The 16562-nt window shown below is 53.3% G+C and carries 19 protein-coding genes and 1 riboswitch; of the genes, 3 read left to right on the top strand and 16 right to left on the bottom strand.

Annotated features, from left to right (window positions below; all coding sequences use genetic code 11):
- Positions 1 to 20: 20 nt before the first annotated feature.
- The 13 genes from fabG to M2298_RS09105 form a co-directional block, all read right to left on the bottom strand.
- Entirely contained in the window at positions 21 to 761 is a 741-nt protein-coding gene (gene fabG / locus M2298_RS09165) for a 3-oxoacyl-[acyl-carrier-protein] reductase (protein ID WP_122965165.1), read from the bottom strand.
- Complete coding sequence (gene fabD, locus M2298_RS09160) at positions 755 to 1705, bottom strand: ACP S-malonyltransferase (RefSeq protein ID WP_242771082.1); 951 nt, start codon at positions 1703 to 1705, stop codon at positions 755 to 757. The genes fabG and fabD overlap by 7 nt, the downstream gene beginning before the upstream one ends.
- Complete coding sequence (locus M2298_RS09155; protein ID WP_122965479.1) at positions 1705 to 2724, bottom strand: beta-ketoacyl-ACP synthase III; 1020 nt, start codon at positions 2722 to 2724, stop codon at positions 1705 to 1707. The genes fabD and M2298_RS09155 overlap by 1 nt, the downstream gene beginning before the upstream one ends.
- Positions 2725 to 2729: 5 nt before the next feature.
- Complete coding sequence (gene plsX, locus M2298_RS09150) at positions 2730 to 3737, bottom strand: phosphate acyltransferase PlsX (RefSeq protein WP_217021373.1); 1008 nt, start codon at positions 3735 to 3737, stop codon at positions 2730 to 2732.
- A gap of 20 nt (positions 3738 to 3757) precedes the next feature.
- Entirely contained in the window at positions 3758 to 4342 is a 585-nt protein-coding gene (fapR, locus tag M2298_RS09145; RefSeq protein ID WP_122965162.1) for a transcription factor FapR, read from the bottom strand.
- 125 nt (positions 4343 to 4467) lie between these two features.
- Positions 4468 to 5436 (bottom strand): ABC transporter ATP-binding protein, encoded by a 969-nt coding sequence (locus tag M2298_RS09140; RefSeq protein WP_280648454.1) that lies wholly within the window; start codon positions 5434 to 5436, stop codon positions 4468 to 4470.
- A 13-nt stretch (positions 5437 to 5449) separates the two neighbouring features.
- Positions 5450 to 6232, bottom strand: coding sequence for an ABC transporter permease (locus M2298_RS09135; RefSeq protein ID WP_217365686.1), 783 nt, complete (start codon positions 6230 to 6232; stop codon positions 5450 to 5452).
- 10 nt (positions 6233 to 6242) lie between these two features.
- On the bottom strand, positions 6243 to 7022 hold the full coding sequence (locus M2298_RS09130; protein ID WP_173598894.1) for an ABC transporter permease: 780 nt from the start codon (positions 7020 to 7022) through the stop codon (positions 6243 to 6245).
- 169 nt (positions 7023 to 7191) lie between these two features.
- Complete coding sequence (locus tag M2298_RS09125; RefSeq protein WP_173598907.1) at positions 7192 to 7968, bottom strand: DeoR/GlpR family DNA-binding transcription regulator; 777 nt, start codon at positions 7966 to 7968, stop codon at positions 7192 to 7194.
- A gap of 153 nt (positions 7969 to 8121) precedes the next feature.
- Positions 8122 to 8292, bottom strand: a complete 171-nt coding sequence (gene rpmF / locus M2298_RS09120; protein WP_005834357.1) for a 50S ribosomal protein L32 — start codon at positions 8290 to 8292, stop codon at positions 8122 to 8124.
- 139 nt (positions 8293 to 8431) lie between these two features.
- Positions 8432 to 8950 carry a YceD family protein gene (locus tag M2298_RS09115; RefSeq protein ID WP_063227682.1) on the bottom strand — a complete coding sequence of 173 codons (519 nt, stop codon included), beginning with the start codon at positions 8948 to 8950 and terminating at the stop codon, positions 8432 to 8434.
- Between the two features lie 84 nt (positions 8951 to 9034).
- Entirely contained in the window at positions 9035 to 10102 is a 1068-nt protein-coding gene (locus M2298_RS09110) for a SepM family pheromone-processing serine protease (protein ID WP_280648453.1), read from the bottom strand.
- A complete protein-coding gene (locus M2298_RS09105; protein ID WP_173598896.1) occupies positions 10099 to 10893 on the bottom strand; it encodes a patatin-like phospholipase family protein in 795 nt (264 codons plus the stop codon). Before M2298_RS09105 ends, M2298_RS09110 begins: the two co-directional genes overlap by 4 nt.
- Positions 10894 to 11030: 137 nt before the next feature.
- On the opposite strand from M2298_RS09105, the gene ylbJ reads away from it, so the two are divergent.
- Complete coding sequence (gene ylbJ / locus M2298_RS09100; protein ID WP_173598897.1) at positions 11031 to 12263, top strand: sporulation integral membrane protein YlbJ; 1233 nt, start codon at positions 11031 to 11033, stop codon at positions 12261 to 12263.
- 6 nt (positions 12264 to 12269) lie between these two features.
- On the opposite strand, the gene coaD is transcribed toward ylbJ, so the two are convergent.
- Positions 12270 to 12752 carry a pantetheine-phosphate adenylyltransferase gene (gene coaD, locus M2298_RS09095; RefSeq protein WP_063227686.1) on the bottom strand — a complete coding sequence of 161 codons (483 nt, stop codon included), beginning with the start codon at positions 12750 to 12752 and terminating at the stop codon, positions 12270 to 12272.
- A gap of 80 nt (positions 12753 to 12832) precedes the next feature.
- Positions 12833 to 13399 carry a 16S rRNA (guanine(966)-N(2))-methyltransferase RsmD gene (rsmD, locus tag M2298_RS09090; RefSeq protein ID WP_122965154.1) on the bottom strand — a complete coding sequence of 189 codons (567 nt, stop codon included), beginning with the start codon at positions 13397 to 13399 and terminating at the stop codon, positions 12833 to 12835.
- 431 nt (positions 13400 to 13830) lie between these two features.
- On the opposite strand from rsmD, the gene M2298_RS09085 reads away from it, so the two are divergent.
- Complete coding sequence (locus tag M2298_RS09085) at positions 13831 to 13974, top strand: hypothetical protein (RefSeq protein WP_167470328.1); 144 nt, start codon at positions 13831 to 13833, stop codon at positions 13972 to 13974.
- A 224-nt stretch (positions 13975 to 14198) separates the two neighbouring features.
- A complete protein-coding gene (gene ku / locus M2298_RS09080; protein ID WP_173598898.1) occupies positions 14199 to 15152 on the top strand; it encodes a non-homologous end joining protein Ku in 954 nt (317 codons plus the stop codon).
- Positions 15153 to 15194: 42 nt separating this feature from the next.
- Here the strand turns inward: ku and M2298_RS09075 are convergent, their stop codons facing one another.
- On the bottom strand, positions 15195 to 16076 hold the full coding sequence (locus M2298_RS09075) for a cation diffusion facilitator family transporter (RefSeq protein ID WP_122965151.1): 882 nt from the start codon (positions 16074 to 16076) through the stop codon (positions 15195 to 15197).
- Positions 16077 to 16326: 250 nt separating this feature from the next.
- Positions 16327 to 16438: riboswitch (TPP riboswitch) on the top strand.
- The last annotated feature ends 124 nt before the right edge of the window (positions 16439 to 16562 follow it).

Below are 16562 nucleotides of genomic sequence, written 5' to 3'. Positions count from 1 at the left end.
TGAGCTTTCAAAAAACCAGTTTACATATACATGCCGCCGTCTACATGCAAGGTTTGGCCTGTCATGTAGTTGGCTGCATCAGAAGCAAGGAACAAAACAACAGACGCGATGTCTTCGGTTTGACCGAGACGGGCGAGCGGAATCTGGCTGATCAGGCCCGCTTTGATGTCTTCCGGCAGGACGTCTGTCATTTCTGTAGCGATGAAACCTGGCGCTACCGCGTTCACGGTGATGCCACGGCTCGCCAGCTCGCGTGCAGCAGTCTTGGTCAGACCGATGACGCCTGCTTTGGCCGCTACGTAGTTTGCTTGTCCTGCATTGCCGAGTACACCTACAACGGACGTGATGTTGATGATTTTTCCCGAACGCTGCTTCATCATCGGACGAGTAGCTGCTTTCAGGCAGTTGAACACGCCTTTGAGATTCGTGGCGATGACGTCATCCCACTCTTCTTCTTTCATGCGCATCAACAAGTTGTCGCGGGTAATCCCTGCGTTGTTGACGAGAATGTCGATGGTCCCGAAGTGGTCGAGCGCCGCTTTGAACATGTCGCCCACTTCTTCTGTCGAGGACACATTGGCGCGAACCATGATGGCGTCGCGGCCGAGCTCCTTGATCATCGCGACTGTTTCACTGGCTGCCGCTTCGCTTCCTGCGTAGTTAACGACCACATTCGCTCCTGCTGCGGCCAGCTTGAGTGCGATCGCGCGGCCGATTCCGCGGGAAGCGCCTGTGACGAGTGCTGTTTTTCCTGTTAGCATAATACCCCTCCGTTCAAAAGCTCAGTCAAGGACTCCATATCCTGTACAGAAATAATCGTCGTGTCTGCCGGAGCGATTTTTTTGATCAGTCCAGCAAGCACTTTTCCTGGCCCGATCTCCACAAAAGTGGTCACGCCCGCTTCCACCATCCACTGTACGGAATCCTCCCACAGAACTGGAGCCGATACTTGCGAAACCAGTTGTTCCACAATCGCCGCCGCTTCGGTAACAGGTCGCGCCGTTACGTTTGCCACGACCGGAACGGTTGCTTCCCGGACAGATACGCCTGCAAGCACGGCCTGCAATTTATCCGCAGCAGGCTGCATGAGGCTGGAGTGGAACGGTCCGCTTACGTTCAGCGGCAGAACACGCTTCGCCCCCGCTGCCTTCGCCTGCTCGCCAGCCAGTTTGACACCTTCGGCGGAACCGGAGATGACAATTTGGCCCGGACAGTTCATGTTCGCCGGTTGTACCGGGTGTCCGGAAGCAGTCACGTCTTCGCAAATCGCTTGCAAAGCGGAGCGCTCCATGTTCAGGACAGCTGCCATCGCGCCCTGCCCTGCCGGAACCGCTTCTTCCATGAATTGACCGCGTGCACGGACCGTTTTTACCGCGTCAGCAAAAGACAACGCTCCTGCTGCAACCAGTGCCGAATATTCACCCAGACTGTGTCCAGCCACGAATGCCGGAGTGAAGTCAGGACGCTGTTCTTGCAAAGCTGCCAATACCGCGACGCTCGCCGTCAAAATCGCCGGCTGCGTGTTAGCCGTCAGCTTCAGTTCTTCTTCCGGGCCGTTGAAGCACAAGCCGGACAGCGAAAAGCCGAGCGCTTCATCTGCCTGCTGAAAAATGTGGCGGGCTGCCTCCGACTGTTCACTGAGCGCTTGGCCCATTCCTACGAATTGCGAGCCCTGCCCCGGAAAAACAAATGCTACTTTCCCCACTACTGTCCGCTCCCTTCTGCTGGCGTGGTCGACCATTTCAAGAGTGTCGCTCCCCAAGTCAATCCGCCGCCAAAGCCTACGAGAATCACATTGTCGCCTTCTTTGATGCGTCCAGCTTCGACCGCTTCATCGAGTGCAACCGGAATCGATGCAGAAGACATGTTGCCGTAACGGTCGAGGTTGATCGCCACCTTTTCTTCGGACAAGCCGAAGCGTTGCACAGCCGAATCGATAATTCGCTTGTTCGCCTGGTGCGGCACGAGCAGATCGATATTTTCGCGGTCTACGCCCGCTTTGGCAAGAACCGCTTCTGTGGCAGAGTTCATCACGCGCACAGCGAATTTGAACACCTCGCCGCCCGCCATGGCCAAATAGTGCAGATCGTTTTCCACCGATTCGCTGGAAGCAGGGATGCGCGAGCCGCCCGCTGGCAGACACAGCAAAGGTCCGCCCGATCCGTCTGCACCCAATTCAAACGACTGGAAGCCGAAGCCTTCTTTCACTTCGCCGATGACAGCAGCACCCGCTCCGTCGCCAAACAGCACGCAAGTATTGCGGTCTTTATAGTTCGTAATTTTGGACAGCGTTTCAACCCCTACCACCAAAATGTGCTTGTAAAACCCATTGGCGATGAACTGGGTCGCTGTCGTAATGCCGTACAAAAAGCCGGTGCAGGCAGCAGACAAATCTACCGCAGCCGCACGCTTTGCTCCCAGCTTTTCCTGCAAAATGCAGGCAGTGGATGGGAACATCGTGTCCGGCGTCACCGTAGCGACGATAATCATGTCCAGTTGCTCTGCGCTGATGTTGGCTTTTGCCAACGCTTTTTTCGCAGCTTCGTAAGCGAGATCAGAAGATGCTTGCTCAGTCGAGCAGATCCGGCGTTCCCGGATTCCAGTACGGGAAACAATCCACTCATCAGATGTTTCCACCATTTTTTCCAGATCGAAGTTGCTAAGCACCCTGTCAGGGGTGTAAGAACCTGTAGCCAAAATGCCTACTGAACGCTTTTTATCCATCTGCCTCACTCGCTTTCTCCCGTTATATTTTTCTGTAGTGCCTGCGCAATGACTTCATTGACATCTTGCCGCACAAAGCGAGCTGCGCTGGCAATCGCGTTTTTCATCGCTCTCTCGTCAGAGGAGCCATGAGCCTTGATCACAGGACTTTTCAAGCCCAATAACGGCGCTCCCCCGTATTCCGCGTAGTCCATTTTCTTCTTGAAGCGCATGAGTCCCGGCTTTAAGATGGCCGCTCCTACTTTATTAATCAGACTCGAAGTAAACTCCTGCTTCAACTGCGAAAAGATTGTGGAAGCAGCGCCCTCTACCGCTTTCAGCAGCACGTTGCCGACGAAGCCGTCACAAACTAGCACGTCACATGCCCCTTCCATGACGTCGCGCGCTTCCACATTGCCGACGAAATTCAGGTCTGCCTGGGACAGCAGCGGGAACACCGCTTTGGTCAGCTCATTCCCTTTGCCTTCTTCTGTCCCTACGTTGAGCAGTCCTACTTTTGGATTTTCGAATCCAAGCACTTTTTCTGCGTACAGGCTGCCCATCACCGCGTATTGCAGCAGGTGATGCGGCTTCGCATCCATGTTGGCCCCCACATCAAGTGTGAGTGTTACGCGACCTTTTTTATTCGGGATATAAGCGGCCAGCGCCGGGCGCTCGATGCCTTCCATGCGGCCTGCGTACAGCAGACCTGCCGTCATGAGCGCACCCGTGTTTCCCGCCGAAATCGCTGCATCCACGATCTTTTCACGTGCCATCTCAACTGCAACAACCAGCGAGGAATTTTTCTTGCGACGTACAGCTCGAACCGGCTCATCATCTGGCAAAATCACTTCTGTCGTAGGAACAATCTCGATGTTTGCCGGCGCGTCTTGCGGCAAGTGGTTCCGAATGGCTTGTTCATCTCCCACCAGTACAACCGTAATGGCCGGGTTTTCCTTGATGGCAGCAAGTGCTCCTAATACTGTACTTTTTGGTGCGTTGTCGCCGCCCATCGCATCAACTGCAATTCGCAACCGTGTCTCCTCCTTACCTCTCATTCATGCCGATTTTGTGCGACAGTCATTTCCACAACCCGGAATGTCGCTGTAAAGACCAATTCACCTTGAACTTTCGTCTCCACGCGCACTTTGCACTCGTCGCCGTCTCGGCTGCGTACTACTGCCTTCGCGACCAGCTTTTCGCCAATGCGCACGGGGCGCACAAAGCGAATCCGGGCTGTAGCTGTCAGCGCCACATCGGCATTAATGACTGCTACTGCCAAAGAGTTAGCCTGGGCAAAAATATAATGGCCCCGGGCAATTTGTGTTTTGGAAAAAACGTGCTCTTCTTTTATTTCCAATACGGAAATAGCTTGGGAATCGAGCTGCAAGTCGATGATCTCCCCGATTACTTCCTCAATCCCCAACGACTTCACGGGATCGAGGCTTTTCTCCGCAACCGATTTGATCCGCTCCCGAAGCTCCGGAATCCCAAGCTCCAATCGATCTAGTCGTATTGTTTGAATGCTGACATGAAATAACTCAGCCAGATCTTCGTCCGTCGCAAATGGATTATCCGCCAGCGACTGCACCAAGCGGGTCTGGCGGTCTTTTTTTGGCAAGCGGGCGATGCGAAACACCCCCTAGCAAGATTCTTGTTTCGGATATGTATGATTGCGAGCTGTTTTTAATACCAGGTACCAAAACAGTATAAGGGAGAACGTTGGCAATTACAAGTAAAGTTCTTGAAAATGGGTAGCTCTCCCTAGCGGTACATTAGCCGAATGATCTCCTCAATCCCGGGTTCTTTCATCTGGATGTCCAAAGGCTCACCCCAGCCAGCCACTTCTGCCAGGATGCGCGGCGAAGAAATTTTTCCTTTGTCAAAATGAACGGACAAAACATTGCCGGACAACTCCAGCCGTTCAATCCCTGCCAACTCGGCACCCAGGTTTGGCAGCTGGCGATATTCAACCTGAATCAGACTGGGCAAACCGATTTGGCGGCGCATGTCATCCAATGTCGTGTCCATCATCTTTTTGCCGTGATTGATGACGATAATCCGCTTGCACAATTGCTCGATATCGTCCATGTCATGCGTCGTCAGCAGGATCGTCTTTTTCTGCGTCTCGTTCACTTCTTTTAAAAAGGCGCGGATGCGCGTCTTGGCGACCACATCCAGCCCGATTGTCGGCTCATCCAAAAACAGCACAGGCGGATCGTGCAAAAGCGCTGCTGCCAAATCCGCTCTCATCCGCTGTCCGAGCGACAGTTTGCGCACAGGTGTATCCAGAAATTCGCGCATATCCAGAAGCTCCTGGTAAAGCTCCATCGAGCGCCGATACGTGCGCGAATCGATTTTGTACATCGCCTGCAAAATCTCGAACGAATCTTTGACGGGCAAGTCCCACCACAGCTGTGTTCGCTGCCCGAAGACGACGCCGATGCGCGAAGCGACCTGTATCCGGTCTTTTTGCGGACTGTAGCCGCCGATGCGGATTTCTCCCCGACTGGGGTGCAAAATGCCGGACAGCATCTTGATCGTGGTCGACTTCCCCGCTCCGTTCGGGCCGATGTAGCCGACGAACTCCCCTTCCCCGATGGAAAAGGAGATGTCGTCTACAGCCTTGACCTCACGCTGCTCCCGGGAAAACAAGGTGCGCACCGAAGCGAAGCGGCCTTTGTTCTCCGGAGACAAATAGAACGACTTGCCGATATGTACAGCTTCTATCATGATGAAAACCTCCTCAGCTTCCCGTAGAGTGATAATGTCGTATGCCTATCTTCCAAAAGGTGAGTGCCAAAAACAATGCGGTCGCCGCCGCAACAGGCGCCAGCAGCGGGTAGTACCAGCCTCCCCCTTTTCCGAGCAAGGCCAGCATCGGCAAGTAATTCATGTACGCGATCGGCAAGGCGGTAAAGAACAGCCATTTCAGCCAGCCTGGATAGAGCGAAATCGGATAGTTGGAGGCATTCGCCGGCGCGTAGATCGTAAAAGTCAGGATGTCTCTCATTTGATGCGTCCAAAAAGAGAGAGCCGCCGAAGACAACGCCATGGAAAAATAAATGACCCCGCCCGAAAAAATCGCGATCGGGGAAAAGACGATCAACCAGAGCAAATCTGCCCCTTCCCGGGCAAGTCCCGCAAGCGAGAGCACCAGCACTGCCACGCCTTGCACGATGCCGCCAATCCGCGAAAGGTCGAGATTGCGCGTAAGCAAAAGCAAGAGCGGCGATACCGGGCGAATCAGCATCTGGTCAAATTCTCCGTGCACGACATACTTCTCAAAATCGTTCACTTCCGGAGCAAACAGCCGATACAAGGAGACAGATGCCGAAGAAATGCCGTAAAGCATGCCGACCTCGTAAATATTCCAGCCAGCCACATCGTTGAAGCGGTGCAAAATGGCGGAAAGAATCACAAAATCGAGAACCATAATCATGCCGGTCGTAGCCGCGCTCGTAATGAAATTCATTTTGTACTGCATTTGCGAGCGGAGACTGGCTGCGATCAGCTTTCGATAAAGCATGAGCACGTCGCTACCCCCCTTGTATTTCCAGCTTTCTTCTTGCTTGCTTCGTCACAGCGAGAGCGACTACTGTCAAAATGACAGCCCACAGCAGCTGAACCCCGATGCTGTAGACCGGAGCAAGCTCCAGCCAGTTCATGACCGGATAGTAAATCATGGCGGCAAAAGGCAAAAACGGAGCCAGCTGCCCGAGTACCCCCGGCATCAGATCAACAGGGATCATCTGCCCGCCAAAGCCGAAAACTAGCGAGAGCAAAATGAGGTGCAGCCAGCGCACCTCGGTCGTCCAGAAAGAAGAAATGCCGACCAAATAAAAAAGGAGCATGCCTACGTAGGCAGCCAGCAGAAGCGAGAGCAAAAACAAGAGGTACGCAAGCGGATCGGAGGGGAAAGAAAAGCCTACCGCAAGCCCAAGCAAAAGGCCGATCGGCAGACTGCGGTAACAGGCGTTATAGAGCAGGCGGCCAAACTCCTGGCTCAAGGTGTACCACAAGTAATGGACAGGCTTGATCATGTCGAGGCTGACCGCTCCGCTGCGCACCCCGACCTGCACATTCAGCCCCGGTGACATGAACGTCGTCACCCAAAGCACGCTTTGGCAAATCGCGATGTAGCAGGCCATCGTTTCCGCGTCGTACGGGCCGTGAACGGCTTTGCCTCGCAGGACTCCCATCCAAATGGCAATAAAAACAAGCCCAAAAATCGAGCTCGCCACATTGTTGATCAGATGAGAGAGACGATACTGAAGATTGCGTCGATAGCTTTTGCGGATAATCCGCCAGTAAACCATAAGAACCTCCTCGTGGAAAAGTCAGGAATAACAGGATAGCAGGGCTCCTATATGATTGCAAGCAAAAAAAAGAGAAGGCTCTTCAAAAAGAAGAACCTTCTCTGATAAATCCATCTGCTGTCACGCGGGGTCTCCCTTCACGCCAGCCAGATGAAATCTACCCGCTATTTCATGCGTCTTTGCCGTTTTCAGCGGCTACCAATACGTCTACCTCGCTCTTGTCGAAGGCTTCGGCCATTTCCCGCCCTGGTGCGCAGTCCGTCACGATCAAGTCGATCTGATCCAGACTGGCTACCCGGTACAACATGCTTTTTCCGAATTTGGAGTGGTCAGCGAGAATAATCACCTGATCCGCCCGCTTCATCATCTCCCTGATCACATAGCCGTGATCTTCATCCGGGGAAACAAGTCCGCCCGTCGTCAGCCCGCAAGCTCCGACCAGCAACTTGTCGACGTGGTAATTCGCCAGATTTTCTACGGTTCGGGTGCCGTGCACACACTGATCTTGCGGGTTCACATCCCCGCCGAGCATTTTCACAAGCACGCCTTCCTTGCGCGAAACACTGGCTGCTGTAGCCAAGGAGTTTGTAATGATGACATGGTCTTTTGTCTGCAACGATTCTACCGTCAGTTGAACCGTCGTGGATGCGTCAAGCAGCAAATAGTCGCCGTGTTTGATCAAACGCGCGGCAGCCTGCGCAATCCGCCGCTTCCCTGTCAAATCGAGCTGCATGCGCTCCTGATGAGAAAAGCTTTTTTTGCTCAAGCTAGGCAAAATCGCTCCACCGCGAGTCCGCAAGATTTCTCCCTGCTCCTCCAGCTTGACGATATCTCGCCGGGCCGTATCACGGGAGACGCCGAATTGCTCCACGACTTCCTGTACACTGATTCGGTGGTGCTGCTGCAAATATTGCAGGATCGCGGTCAATCGCTCTTCCTGGTACATCACGGTTTCACTCCATCCTTGCCTTTCTTCCTCATTGTAAGTCATTTACGCATTTTAAGCAATATCATTTAAGTATTCATAAGCATTAATAAGTAAAATGAAGGCACAAAAAAAGCAAGGTGATTGCTCACCTCACTTTTTACGCAGCAAAGCTTACTTTGCTACTTTCACACCTTTGTAGTGACCGCAGCTTGGGCAAACACGATGCGCAAGCTTGTATTCGCTGCAATTATCGCATTTGATCATGCCTGGAATCTCTAATTTGAAGTGCGTACGACGCATTCTTTTACGGGTTTTGGAAGTTCTCCGTTGAGGTACTGCCATCTTCCTTACACCTCCTTCAACTGACAAATGCTAAGATGCTCTATTGGGTGGACAGTATAGGCCCAAAAGCTTATGCCGTCCTTCAAAAATGAGACGCTGCATCCGAAGATCGGCGCCTCACCTTGAAAACAAGAGAATACTACTTGCTGTCCTTGAAAAAGTCAGCCAACCCGGCCAAGCGCGGGTCAATCCGCTCATTCTTGCAGCTGCATGCCACTTCGTTGCGGTTTACGCCACAACTCGGGCACAATCCTTTGCAATCTTCCTCGCACAGCGGGAAGGTTGGCATCGCGAGCAAAAAGTCCTCTTGCAACAGCGCAGTAAGCTCGATCTCGTCTCCTTCCAGTGGAAGGATGTCGCTGTCTTCGTCCTCGCTTATGATAGGATCATCTGCCAAAGCAAAGGTTTCGGAGAAGTCTATTGCCGCGTGATGGGTAAAAGGATTCAAGCATCGGGCGCAGACGAAATCGACATCGGCCTTCATGCTGCCTTTTACATAGTAGAGGTTACCGAGCTGTACAGCTTCGCCCTCGGCATTCACAGGAGTGATCCCGCGAATCTCGTTATGGCGACCTTTCAGTTCTGCTGCATCGAGCGTCAACTGAAACGGCAGTGCCTCTCCTTTTCGGTGTTCCAACTCTGCTAACTTAATGTTCATAGCACTTCACCTCATGCACAACAAGGATGATTATAGCCCGTGCAAAAAGCTTTGTCAACCATTTTTCCTTGACAGCTTGTTTGCTCAGGAAGATTTCGGTTTTTGTCCATCCAGATACGCAATCGCATCCTTTACTGTCTTGATGGGAACGATCTGCATGGAAGTTCCAATCCGTTTTGCGGTAGCCAGCGCTTCCTGATAATTGGAGGTTGCATCAGGCGTATCCTCGGGTGCAAAGAAAATTTCCGCCCCTGCTTTGTCAGCCGCGATGACCTTGTGGTTGATCCCGCCGATCCGGCCGACTGTCCCATCCAGTGAAATCGTGCCTGTACCGGCGATTTTATAGCCTTTTGTCAAATCTTTCGCCACATCGAGCTGATCCAAAATCTCCAGCGTCATCATCAGCCCGGCAGATGGTCCACCGATCCCTTGCGACGCGATCGTTACTTTTTTCGGAATCACGATCTCTTGCTTGTTGTCCGGACGCACCCCGATGCCGACGGACTTCGACTCTGGCAGTGGTTCCAAGGTTACCATCGTTTTCCCTTCTTGTCCATCTCTTGTATATGTAATCTCGACCTGATCGCCTGCCTTTTTGCTGGCGAGAGCTTGCAGCAAATCTTTGGCTTCGGCGGTGCGCACTCCATCGACGGCAGTGATGACGTCGCCGATTTTCAGCACTTTTTTGGCGGGAAGTCCTTCGATTGTGCCCATGACCCAGACGCCTTCTTTTTCGATCTTGACATCGTAGCCAGCCAGGCGAAAAGCGACCGCTTCGGCAATCTTTTGCGAATTGTCCATCACGGCTTGCTCGCGGCGGACGAAGTCTTCGTTGTCCTCCCCTTTGCTGACCACCAGCTCTTTCGGCATCAGCTCGGCATCAGGCGACATGTTCGCGTAGACGTACCAAGCGAGATTCGCCTCGCCCATGCGCACAGTCGTAAGCATGAACGCGCCTGTTTCGTCCTTTTTGCCGCCTTCTACGTCGATCATCGGGCCTAGCGCGATAGCCGAGCCTGGCCTTGTCACATAGTAATTGGTCGGGATAAAAAAAGACAGTCCAGCCACAAGCACAATCAAGGCCAAAACCCAACTAAAGCCTCTGGCTCCTCGCGATCTGCGCGTTTGTCTATAAAGTTGGTCCTCGTTCATCCGTTTTCCTCCCAGTTCGCAATCAGTTGCTGGATGCGCTCTGCTTGTGCTGCACCCTCGCGTTCCCCGAGTTCGATGATTTCCTCCACGCCAGAGTAGGCAATACTGCTATAATGTCCAACATCCGGGCGGATTACGATATCCGCAGCAATGATCCTGTGGCGGAGAATTTCCCGTTCCATCACATCAATCGTCTGAGCAATGACGTCGAAGATGCTGTTCACCTTCATTGGCGTATCGACCTGGGCCACATCGACTGCAATGACGATATCCGCTCCCATGTCTTTCAGCACCGTCACAGGCACGCGGTCAATGACACCGCCATCGACCAGCAGACGCCCGCCAACCTTTTCCGGGACAAATATGCCTGGAATGGAAATGCTCGCCCTGACTGCCTGATCAATCGGCCCATCGCGGAATACAACCCGTTCGCCGGATTCGATGTCAGTCGCCACAATCGCCAAAGGCTTGCCCAGTTCTTCCATCCGCTTCCCGTGAGTGAGCAGCTTGATCAACTGCTTGATTTTCTCTCCCGCGACAAACCCCATGCTCGGTACGGTCAGATCAAGCCAGTGCTTGCGCTTCAGATTGAGCGCGAGCTTCGCCATCATGTGCGGCTCGATTCCGTTTGCATACACCGCCGCAATCAAACTCCCCATACTGCTGCCCGCAAGCATGTCGATCTCGATTCCTTGCGCCTCGAATGCTTTCAAGACACCAATATGCGCAAAACCGCGGGCCCCGCCTGAGCCTAGCGCTACCCCCACGGTTGGCTTTCGCTTCGCCGTCATGCAAACACCTCCTGTAAACAGCCTATGTGACCATTCCCTGTTCCTTTCACACTTGAAAGATACAAGCCTCACGCATAGATCATCAGCCTGTCACGTAGACATGTACTATGATCTTTTCGTCGACACAGGAGGATTCCATGTCACGCCACTCACCGTTTTTCACCTTGTTGCTTGCCCTCTCGACAGTCGCGCTCGTCTTGACCCTTGTCATTTACTCGCAAATTTCTTTTGAAGCCGCCGTCCGTGGACTCAAAATCTGGTGGGAGGTCGTATTCCCGTCCACGCTCCCGTTTATCGTCCTCTCGGAAATATTGATGGGACTCGGAGTCGTTCACTTTGTTGGCGTGCTGTTGGAACCGTTGATGCGCCCTTTGTTCAATGTTCCGGGAACAGGCGGATTTGTGCTCGCCATGGGCTTTTCATCGGGATATCCGGTGGCAGCCAAGCTGACTACCCGCTTGCGCCAGCAGAGCAATATCTCCAAAGCGGAAGGGGAACGGCTCGTATCTTTTACGACGACGGGAGATCCGCTGTTTGTCATGGGCGCGGTGGCAATCGGCTTTTTCCACAGCGAGCAAATGGGAGTCGTCCTCGCCTTGACCCACTATTTGTCGGCAGTCATCATGGGGCTGATTTACCGTTTCCACGCGCCGTTTGCTGCCATAACCAAGCCTTTGGAAAAAACGAATTTGCCCCTCCCGCTCCGCGCGCTGCAAGCCATGCACCGGGCGCGAATCCGCGACGGTCGGCCGTTTGGCAAACTCATGGGGGATGCCGTGCAGTCAGCGCTCAACACCTTGCTCATGATCGGTGGCTTTATCATCGTGTTCTCTGTGTTGATTCAGTTGTTTCAAGCGATTCACCTGACCCAATTGATCAGTACGTTTCTCGCTATTTTCCTCGGTCCCTTTGGCTTTCCTCCCGCCTTTTCCAAAGCCATCGTCGCCGGGCTGTTTGAAGTCACGTTGGGCGCGCAGGCAGCCAGTGTCGTTCCCGATGCCGTATCCATGGTCTGGAAAGCTGCGATCGCCAGCGCCATACTGTCCTGGGGCGGACTGAGCGTCCATGCGCAAGTCGCCAGCATTCTCAGCGAAACAGACATCCGGGTAGCGCCTTATTTGATTGCGCGTGCTCTCCACGCTTTATTGGCGGCCATTTTGACCTTTGTTTTCTGGCAGCCGCTGGTCAAAGCGAGCAACTGGTTTTTGGAAAAAAGCGTTCCCGTCTTCGTGCCGACCACTTCCGGAATCCCCGTTACAAGCTGGTGGGAGACGATCGCTTTTTCTGGCACGCTCGCGGCAGGGGTGGCTGTTCTGCTTTTCGGCATCAGCTTGCTCACCCGTTACTTTCGCAGCAGCAAGCCGAGGTAAACTCGGTTACTCGCTGGCCAATTTGCGCTTGAGCGCTTCTTCAATCGCTGGCGGCACCAGATCGGCGACACTTGCCTTGTACCTTGCCACTTCTTTTACGATGCTGGAGCTGAGATACGAATACTGATTGTTGGTCATCATGAAAAAGGTCTCGATCTGATCGTCGAGCTTTTTGTTGATGGAAGCAACCTGCATTTCGTACTCGAAGTCGGACACAGCGCGAAGACCGCGAATGATCACTTTGGCTCCGCGCTTGTTCATGTAATCGATCAGCAAGCCGTCAAAAGAGTCGATCTCCACATTGCTCATGTCCGCTGTCGCCTGACGAAGCATCTCGACGCGCTCCTCTACGCTGAACAGGGAATTTTTTTTGGAGTTGATCAGAACTGCCACGATGACTTTGTCAAACACTTTTGCCCCCCGACTGATAATGTCGAGGTGTCCATATGTAACCGGATCAAAGCTTCCCGAGCAAACGGCAATCGCCATGTTGCCTCCCCCTTTTTTCTGTGAAAAACGTCTCGACGTTTTTCATGAAATGGAATGCGACCGCAAAAAGCGAGGCGTTCCTATGCTTCTTGCTGCGGCTCGTAATAGTACAAAGTGACCGCTGTCTCGCCGTACGTAGCCTCGCGATCTTTGACGCAATCGCCGATGGCAGCGGGAAACGAGTCCTTGCTGTCGTGTTCGGCGACGATCCAGGCACCTGCTGCGAGCAGACCAAGCTGTTGTAGCTGAGTGATTTCTTCCACGATGTTTTGCTTCGCATACGGCGGGTCCAAAAAAACGAGATCAAACGGCTGCTCCCGCTTTGCCAATTGCCGGATGGCTCGATCCGCATCCATGCGGTACATTTCTGCGTATGCATCAAGGCGGCAGGCGCTGACATTTTGCTTGACGACAGAAAACGCTTTGGCATCGCGCTCGACGAAGACAGCTTTGTCCGCTCCCCTGCTTAACGCCTCAATGCCCAAGCTGCCTGTGCCGGCATACAAATCCAATGCCCAGCCCCCATCAAAGTACGGGCCGATCATGTTGAAAATCGATTCTTTCACTTTGTCGGTCGTCGGACGCGTTCCGCTTCCAGGGACGGCCGCAAGTTTTCTACCTCTGTGTTCTCCTGCGATGACGCGCATAATTGTTCACCTGTTCAAAGAAGTTTGTAGAAGATAAATGCCGCCTGTACCAAGGCCGTTCTGCCTTCAGGCTGATATCATACTATCACAACTGCCTACCCCCGTAAAATTGGCAACTGGAAAATTTATGCCGGCTTCAGGTATACGAGACGCAAAGTTTGGAAAACATGATGGATAGCGACGCAACGGTGTCGCTGACAACCGCGGAGAAGACTTACGTTTCCCCATAAGCTCTTCCTCCGGTTTCTCCTCTCCCATAATTGAAAGGCAGTTCACTTAGGCGCGCGGCGTGTCTGATAGGAGCATTCCGTGCCATCGCTCCCTTCGCGGGAGGAGTTGAACAGCTGCCCCATCGTCATTTGACGAGGGGGTATTTTTTTGTTCCCGGCATGCGCATACTACTTGCACATGTTCCAAAAGGGGGAATTGACATGGCAGCAAAACAACCGTCCGAGCAAAAGCTGAAAGCAGCCAAAGCCCAGTCCATCGCGGATCGTACAGGCATTGGCAGCGAAGCGGCACGCGAAATGCAATCGCGGGCGGACCAGTCCGACATCGTCAAACACGGGCAGTAAAATCGGGCAAAAAGAACGCAACCAGCCGTCCCATGCGATCGGCTGGTTTTTTCATGGAATGGAAAGCAAGCTCGTCTGTGTCAATGTTTCCCGCCTGCATTTCCCTCGCAGCTTCGTCTGGCTGCCTACAAACAATAAGCAAAACGGCCGCACCCATCTCATCACTTACCTCGTAGCAGCATCCAGCCCCAGCCTTATGCCACTACCGAATCGGGAGGAATCGTATGCACACCGTCTGGAAAGGATCAATCAGCTTCGGCCTGGTCAACATCCCGGTTCGCATGTTTACGGCGACAGAAGAACGGGATATTCGCTTCCGCCAGCTGCACAAGGAATGCAACACCCCCATCAAATACACGAAAATGTGCCCGCATTGTCAGCGGGAAGTGGACGCCAGCGAGATCGTTCGCGGCTACGAGTATGAAAAAGGCCACTTCGTCATGATCAACGACGAGGACCTGGAGGCGATCACCCCCGAAACCCGCCGAGCTATTGAGATTCTCGATTTTGTGGACTTGTCGGAGATCGATCCGGTTTACTTTGACAAAAGCTACTTTCTGTCTCCTCAGGACACAGGAGAAAAAGCGTACGCCCTGCTTCGCGCCGCGATGGGCCAAACCGGAAAAATCGCGATTGCCCAGGTGACGATGCGCAATCGGCAAAGTCTCGCCGTCATTCGGCTGTATGAGCATTGCATGATGCTGGAAACGATTTTTTATCCTGACGAAGTACGGCCAGTCAATCAAGTGCCTGCCTTGCCAGAGGCGACCATCCCCTTGGCGGAAAACGAGCTGAAAATGGCAACCGAGCTGATCGGCAATATGACCGTTCCGTTTGACCCAGCCAAATACACCGATGAATACCGCAGCGAGCTGCAAAAAATGATCGAGAAAAAGCTGGAAGGCCAGGAGATTGCCACGGCACCGACCGTCGCTCGGACGAATGTCATCGACCTGATGCAAGCGTTGAAGGAAAGTCTCGCTTCTACCGCAGGCACTTCGCCTGGTCCGGTAAAAATCGAGCCTGAGCCTACGCCAGCAGCAGCGAAACCGAAGCCAAGCCGCAAGCGCGCAACTCCCGCAGAGCCGACCGCAGCAGCTCCCAAGCAAATGCCAGCGCAAAGCGAGGCGATGACCACAACCAAAAAGCTGCGTCGCAAAAAAGCGACTCCCGTGTAACGCCATGCAAAAAAACCTGCCCGATACGGACAGGTTTTTTGCTTATTTTTCGACCAGTTGCTGCTCTGGCTCGATATGAATATGAACGGTATTGATTTTGTGCACACGTCTCATGCGTTCTTCGATGTGTTCGGTGATGGTGTGGCTTTCTACCACATTAAGGTGCGGCTCCACATGGATCACGACGTCAACCAGCACGCTGCTGCCGTGGTAACGCGCTTTAATATCGCTAATATCTTTTACTCCGGCGATGGACGAGATCGTCTCTTTCAGTTCCCCCAACTCTTCTACGTCAAAGCCGTCGGTCAAGCGATGGGTCGCTTCCCGGAAAATATCCCACGCTGTTTTCAGGATGATGACTCCGACTACCAAAGCAGCCAGCGGGTCAAGCCAGTAAAGCTGGAACTGCGCCCCCGCAACGCCCACAAACGTCCCGATGCTGACGAAGGCGTCCGAGCGATTGTCAGCGGCCGCAGCCAGCAACGCCTGACTGTTTGTTCGCAAAGCGAGCTGACGGTTGTAGCGGTACACGCCCAGCATGATCGCCGCTGTCGCCAATGCCGTCCAGCCTGCGAGCAAATCCGGTGCCGTCGTTTTTTGATCAAACAGCGAAGGAACCGCTTCCGTCACGACTTGCAAGCCGACAAACAGCATGATGAATGACGCGACCAAGGCCGAAATCGTCTCCGCGCGAAAATGGCCGTACGGGTGATCGTGGTCAGGCGGCTTGCGGGCAATGCGCAGGCCGATCAGGACCGCAATCGATGCCACCACGTCTGTCGAGTTGTTCAAGCCATCTGCCATCAACGCTTCCGATCCCGTCAGCACAGCAACTCCTATTTTTAACGCCGAGCAAAAGATATAGGCAATAATACTGACCCACGCGCCCCGTTCCCCTTGCTTCAGATCCGAATATACATCCACACTCCATCACCTCAAAAATCTCAATCACTCCGTTCGCTCAAAAGACAAGAACGAAGCGTCATAAAGCAGTTTCTTTTTGATCGAATTACATCGTAACAGACGCGATTCGTGTGGGTCTACAGAAACAGTTTTAGTCCGATTCATGAGTATAGAGGGGGGGAAAATGTGTTGCCCTGTGGCAATTTTTGTTGGAAACTTTTTCTTGCCAACGATGGGCGTTCTCCGGTATCCTAATCTTGCAATCACAACTACAAACAAGCACGGGAGCTTGGAAATCACCAGGCTGAGAGGATGGTACTGTGCCATCGACCGTTGAACCTGAACTGGGTAATGCCAGCGGAGGAATGTCCATATGACACGACAAGTGACGTGTATCTTTTTGCAAAATACCCGTTGCTTCTCTACTCTCGCGTCTGGCGTCGCATGCTCCCATGCGGCGTTTTTTCGCGACGGGCCTCTTTCGCCTCCCTACAAGGTTCGCGCTTC

Source organism: Brevibacillus sp. 1238 (assembly GCF_029892995.1).
In the GTDB taxonomy this organism is placed as follows: domain Bacteria; phylum Bacillota; class Bacilli; order Brevibacillales; family Brevibacillaceae; genus Brevibacillus; species Brevibacillus parabrevis.
Note: the sequence above shows the minus strand (reverse complement) of the source record. Positions and strands in the feature narration are given on the sequence as shown.

Excerpts from the sequence above, each read along its gene's own strand:
- fabG (WP_122965165.1), bottom strand. The coding sequence starts at position 761 with ATGCTAACAGGAAAAACAGCACTCGTCACAGGCGCTTCCCGCGGAATC.
- M2298_RS09155 (WP_122965479.1), bottom strand. The coding sequence starts at position 2,724 with ATGGATAAAAAGCGTTCAGTAGGCATTTTGGCTACAGGTTCTTACACC.
- M2298_RS09140 (WP_280648454.1), bottom strand. The coding sequence starts at position 5,436 with ATGATAGAAGCTGTACATATCGGCAAGTCGTTCTATTTGTCTCCGGAG.
- M2298_RS09135 (WP_217365686.1), bottom strand. The coding sequence starts at position 6,232 with ATGCTTTATCGAAAGCTGATCGCAGCCAGTCTCCGCTCGCAAATGCAG.
- M2298_RS09130 (WP_173598894.1), bottom strand. The coding sequence starts at position 7,022 with ATGGTTTACTGGCGGATTATCCGCAAAAGCTATCGACGCAATCTTCAG.
- M2298_RS09125 (WP_173598907.1), bottom strand. The coding sequence starts at position 7,968 with ATGTACCAGGAAGAGCGATTGACCGCGATCCTGCAATATTTGCAGCAG.
- rpmF (WP_005834357.1), bottom strand. The coding sequence starts at position 8,292 with ATGGCAGTACCTCAACGGAGAACTTCCAAAACCCGTAAAAGAATGCGT.
- M2298_RS09115 (WP_063227682.1), bottom strand. The coding sequence starts at position 8,950 with ATGAACATTAAGTTAGCAGAGTTGGAACACCGAAAAGGAGAGGCACTG.
- M2298_RS09110 (WP_280648453.1), bottom strand. The coding sequence starts at position 10,102 with ATGAACGAGGACCAACTTTATAGACAAACGCGCAGATCGCGAGGAGCC.
- M2298_RS09105 (WP_173598896.1), bottom strand. The coding sequence starts at position 10,893 with ATGACGGCGAAGCGAAAGCCAACCGTGGGGGTAGCGCTAGGCTCAGGC.
- ylbJ (WP_173598897.1), top strand. The coding sequence starts at position 11,031 with ATGTCACGCCACTCACCGTTTTTCACCTTGTTGCTTGCCCTCTCGACA.
- coaD (WP_063227686.1), bottom strand. The coding sequence starts at position 12,752 with ATGGCGATTGCCGTTTGCTCGGGAAGCTTTGATCCGGTTACATATGGA.
- rsmD (WP_122965154.1), bottom strand. The coding sequence starts at position 13,399 with ATGCGCGTCATCGCAGGAGAACACAGAGGTAGAAAACTTGCGGCCGTC.
- M2298_RS09085 (WP_167470328.1), top strand. The coding sequence starts at position 13,831 with ATGGCAGCAAAACAACCGTCCGAGCAAAAGCTGAAAGCAGCCAAAGCC.
- ku (WP_173598898.1), top strand. The coding sequence starts at position 14,199 with ATGCACACCGTCTGGAAAGGATCAATCAGCTTCGGCCTGGTCAACATC.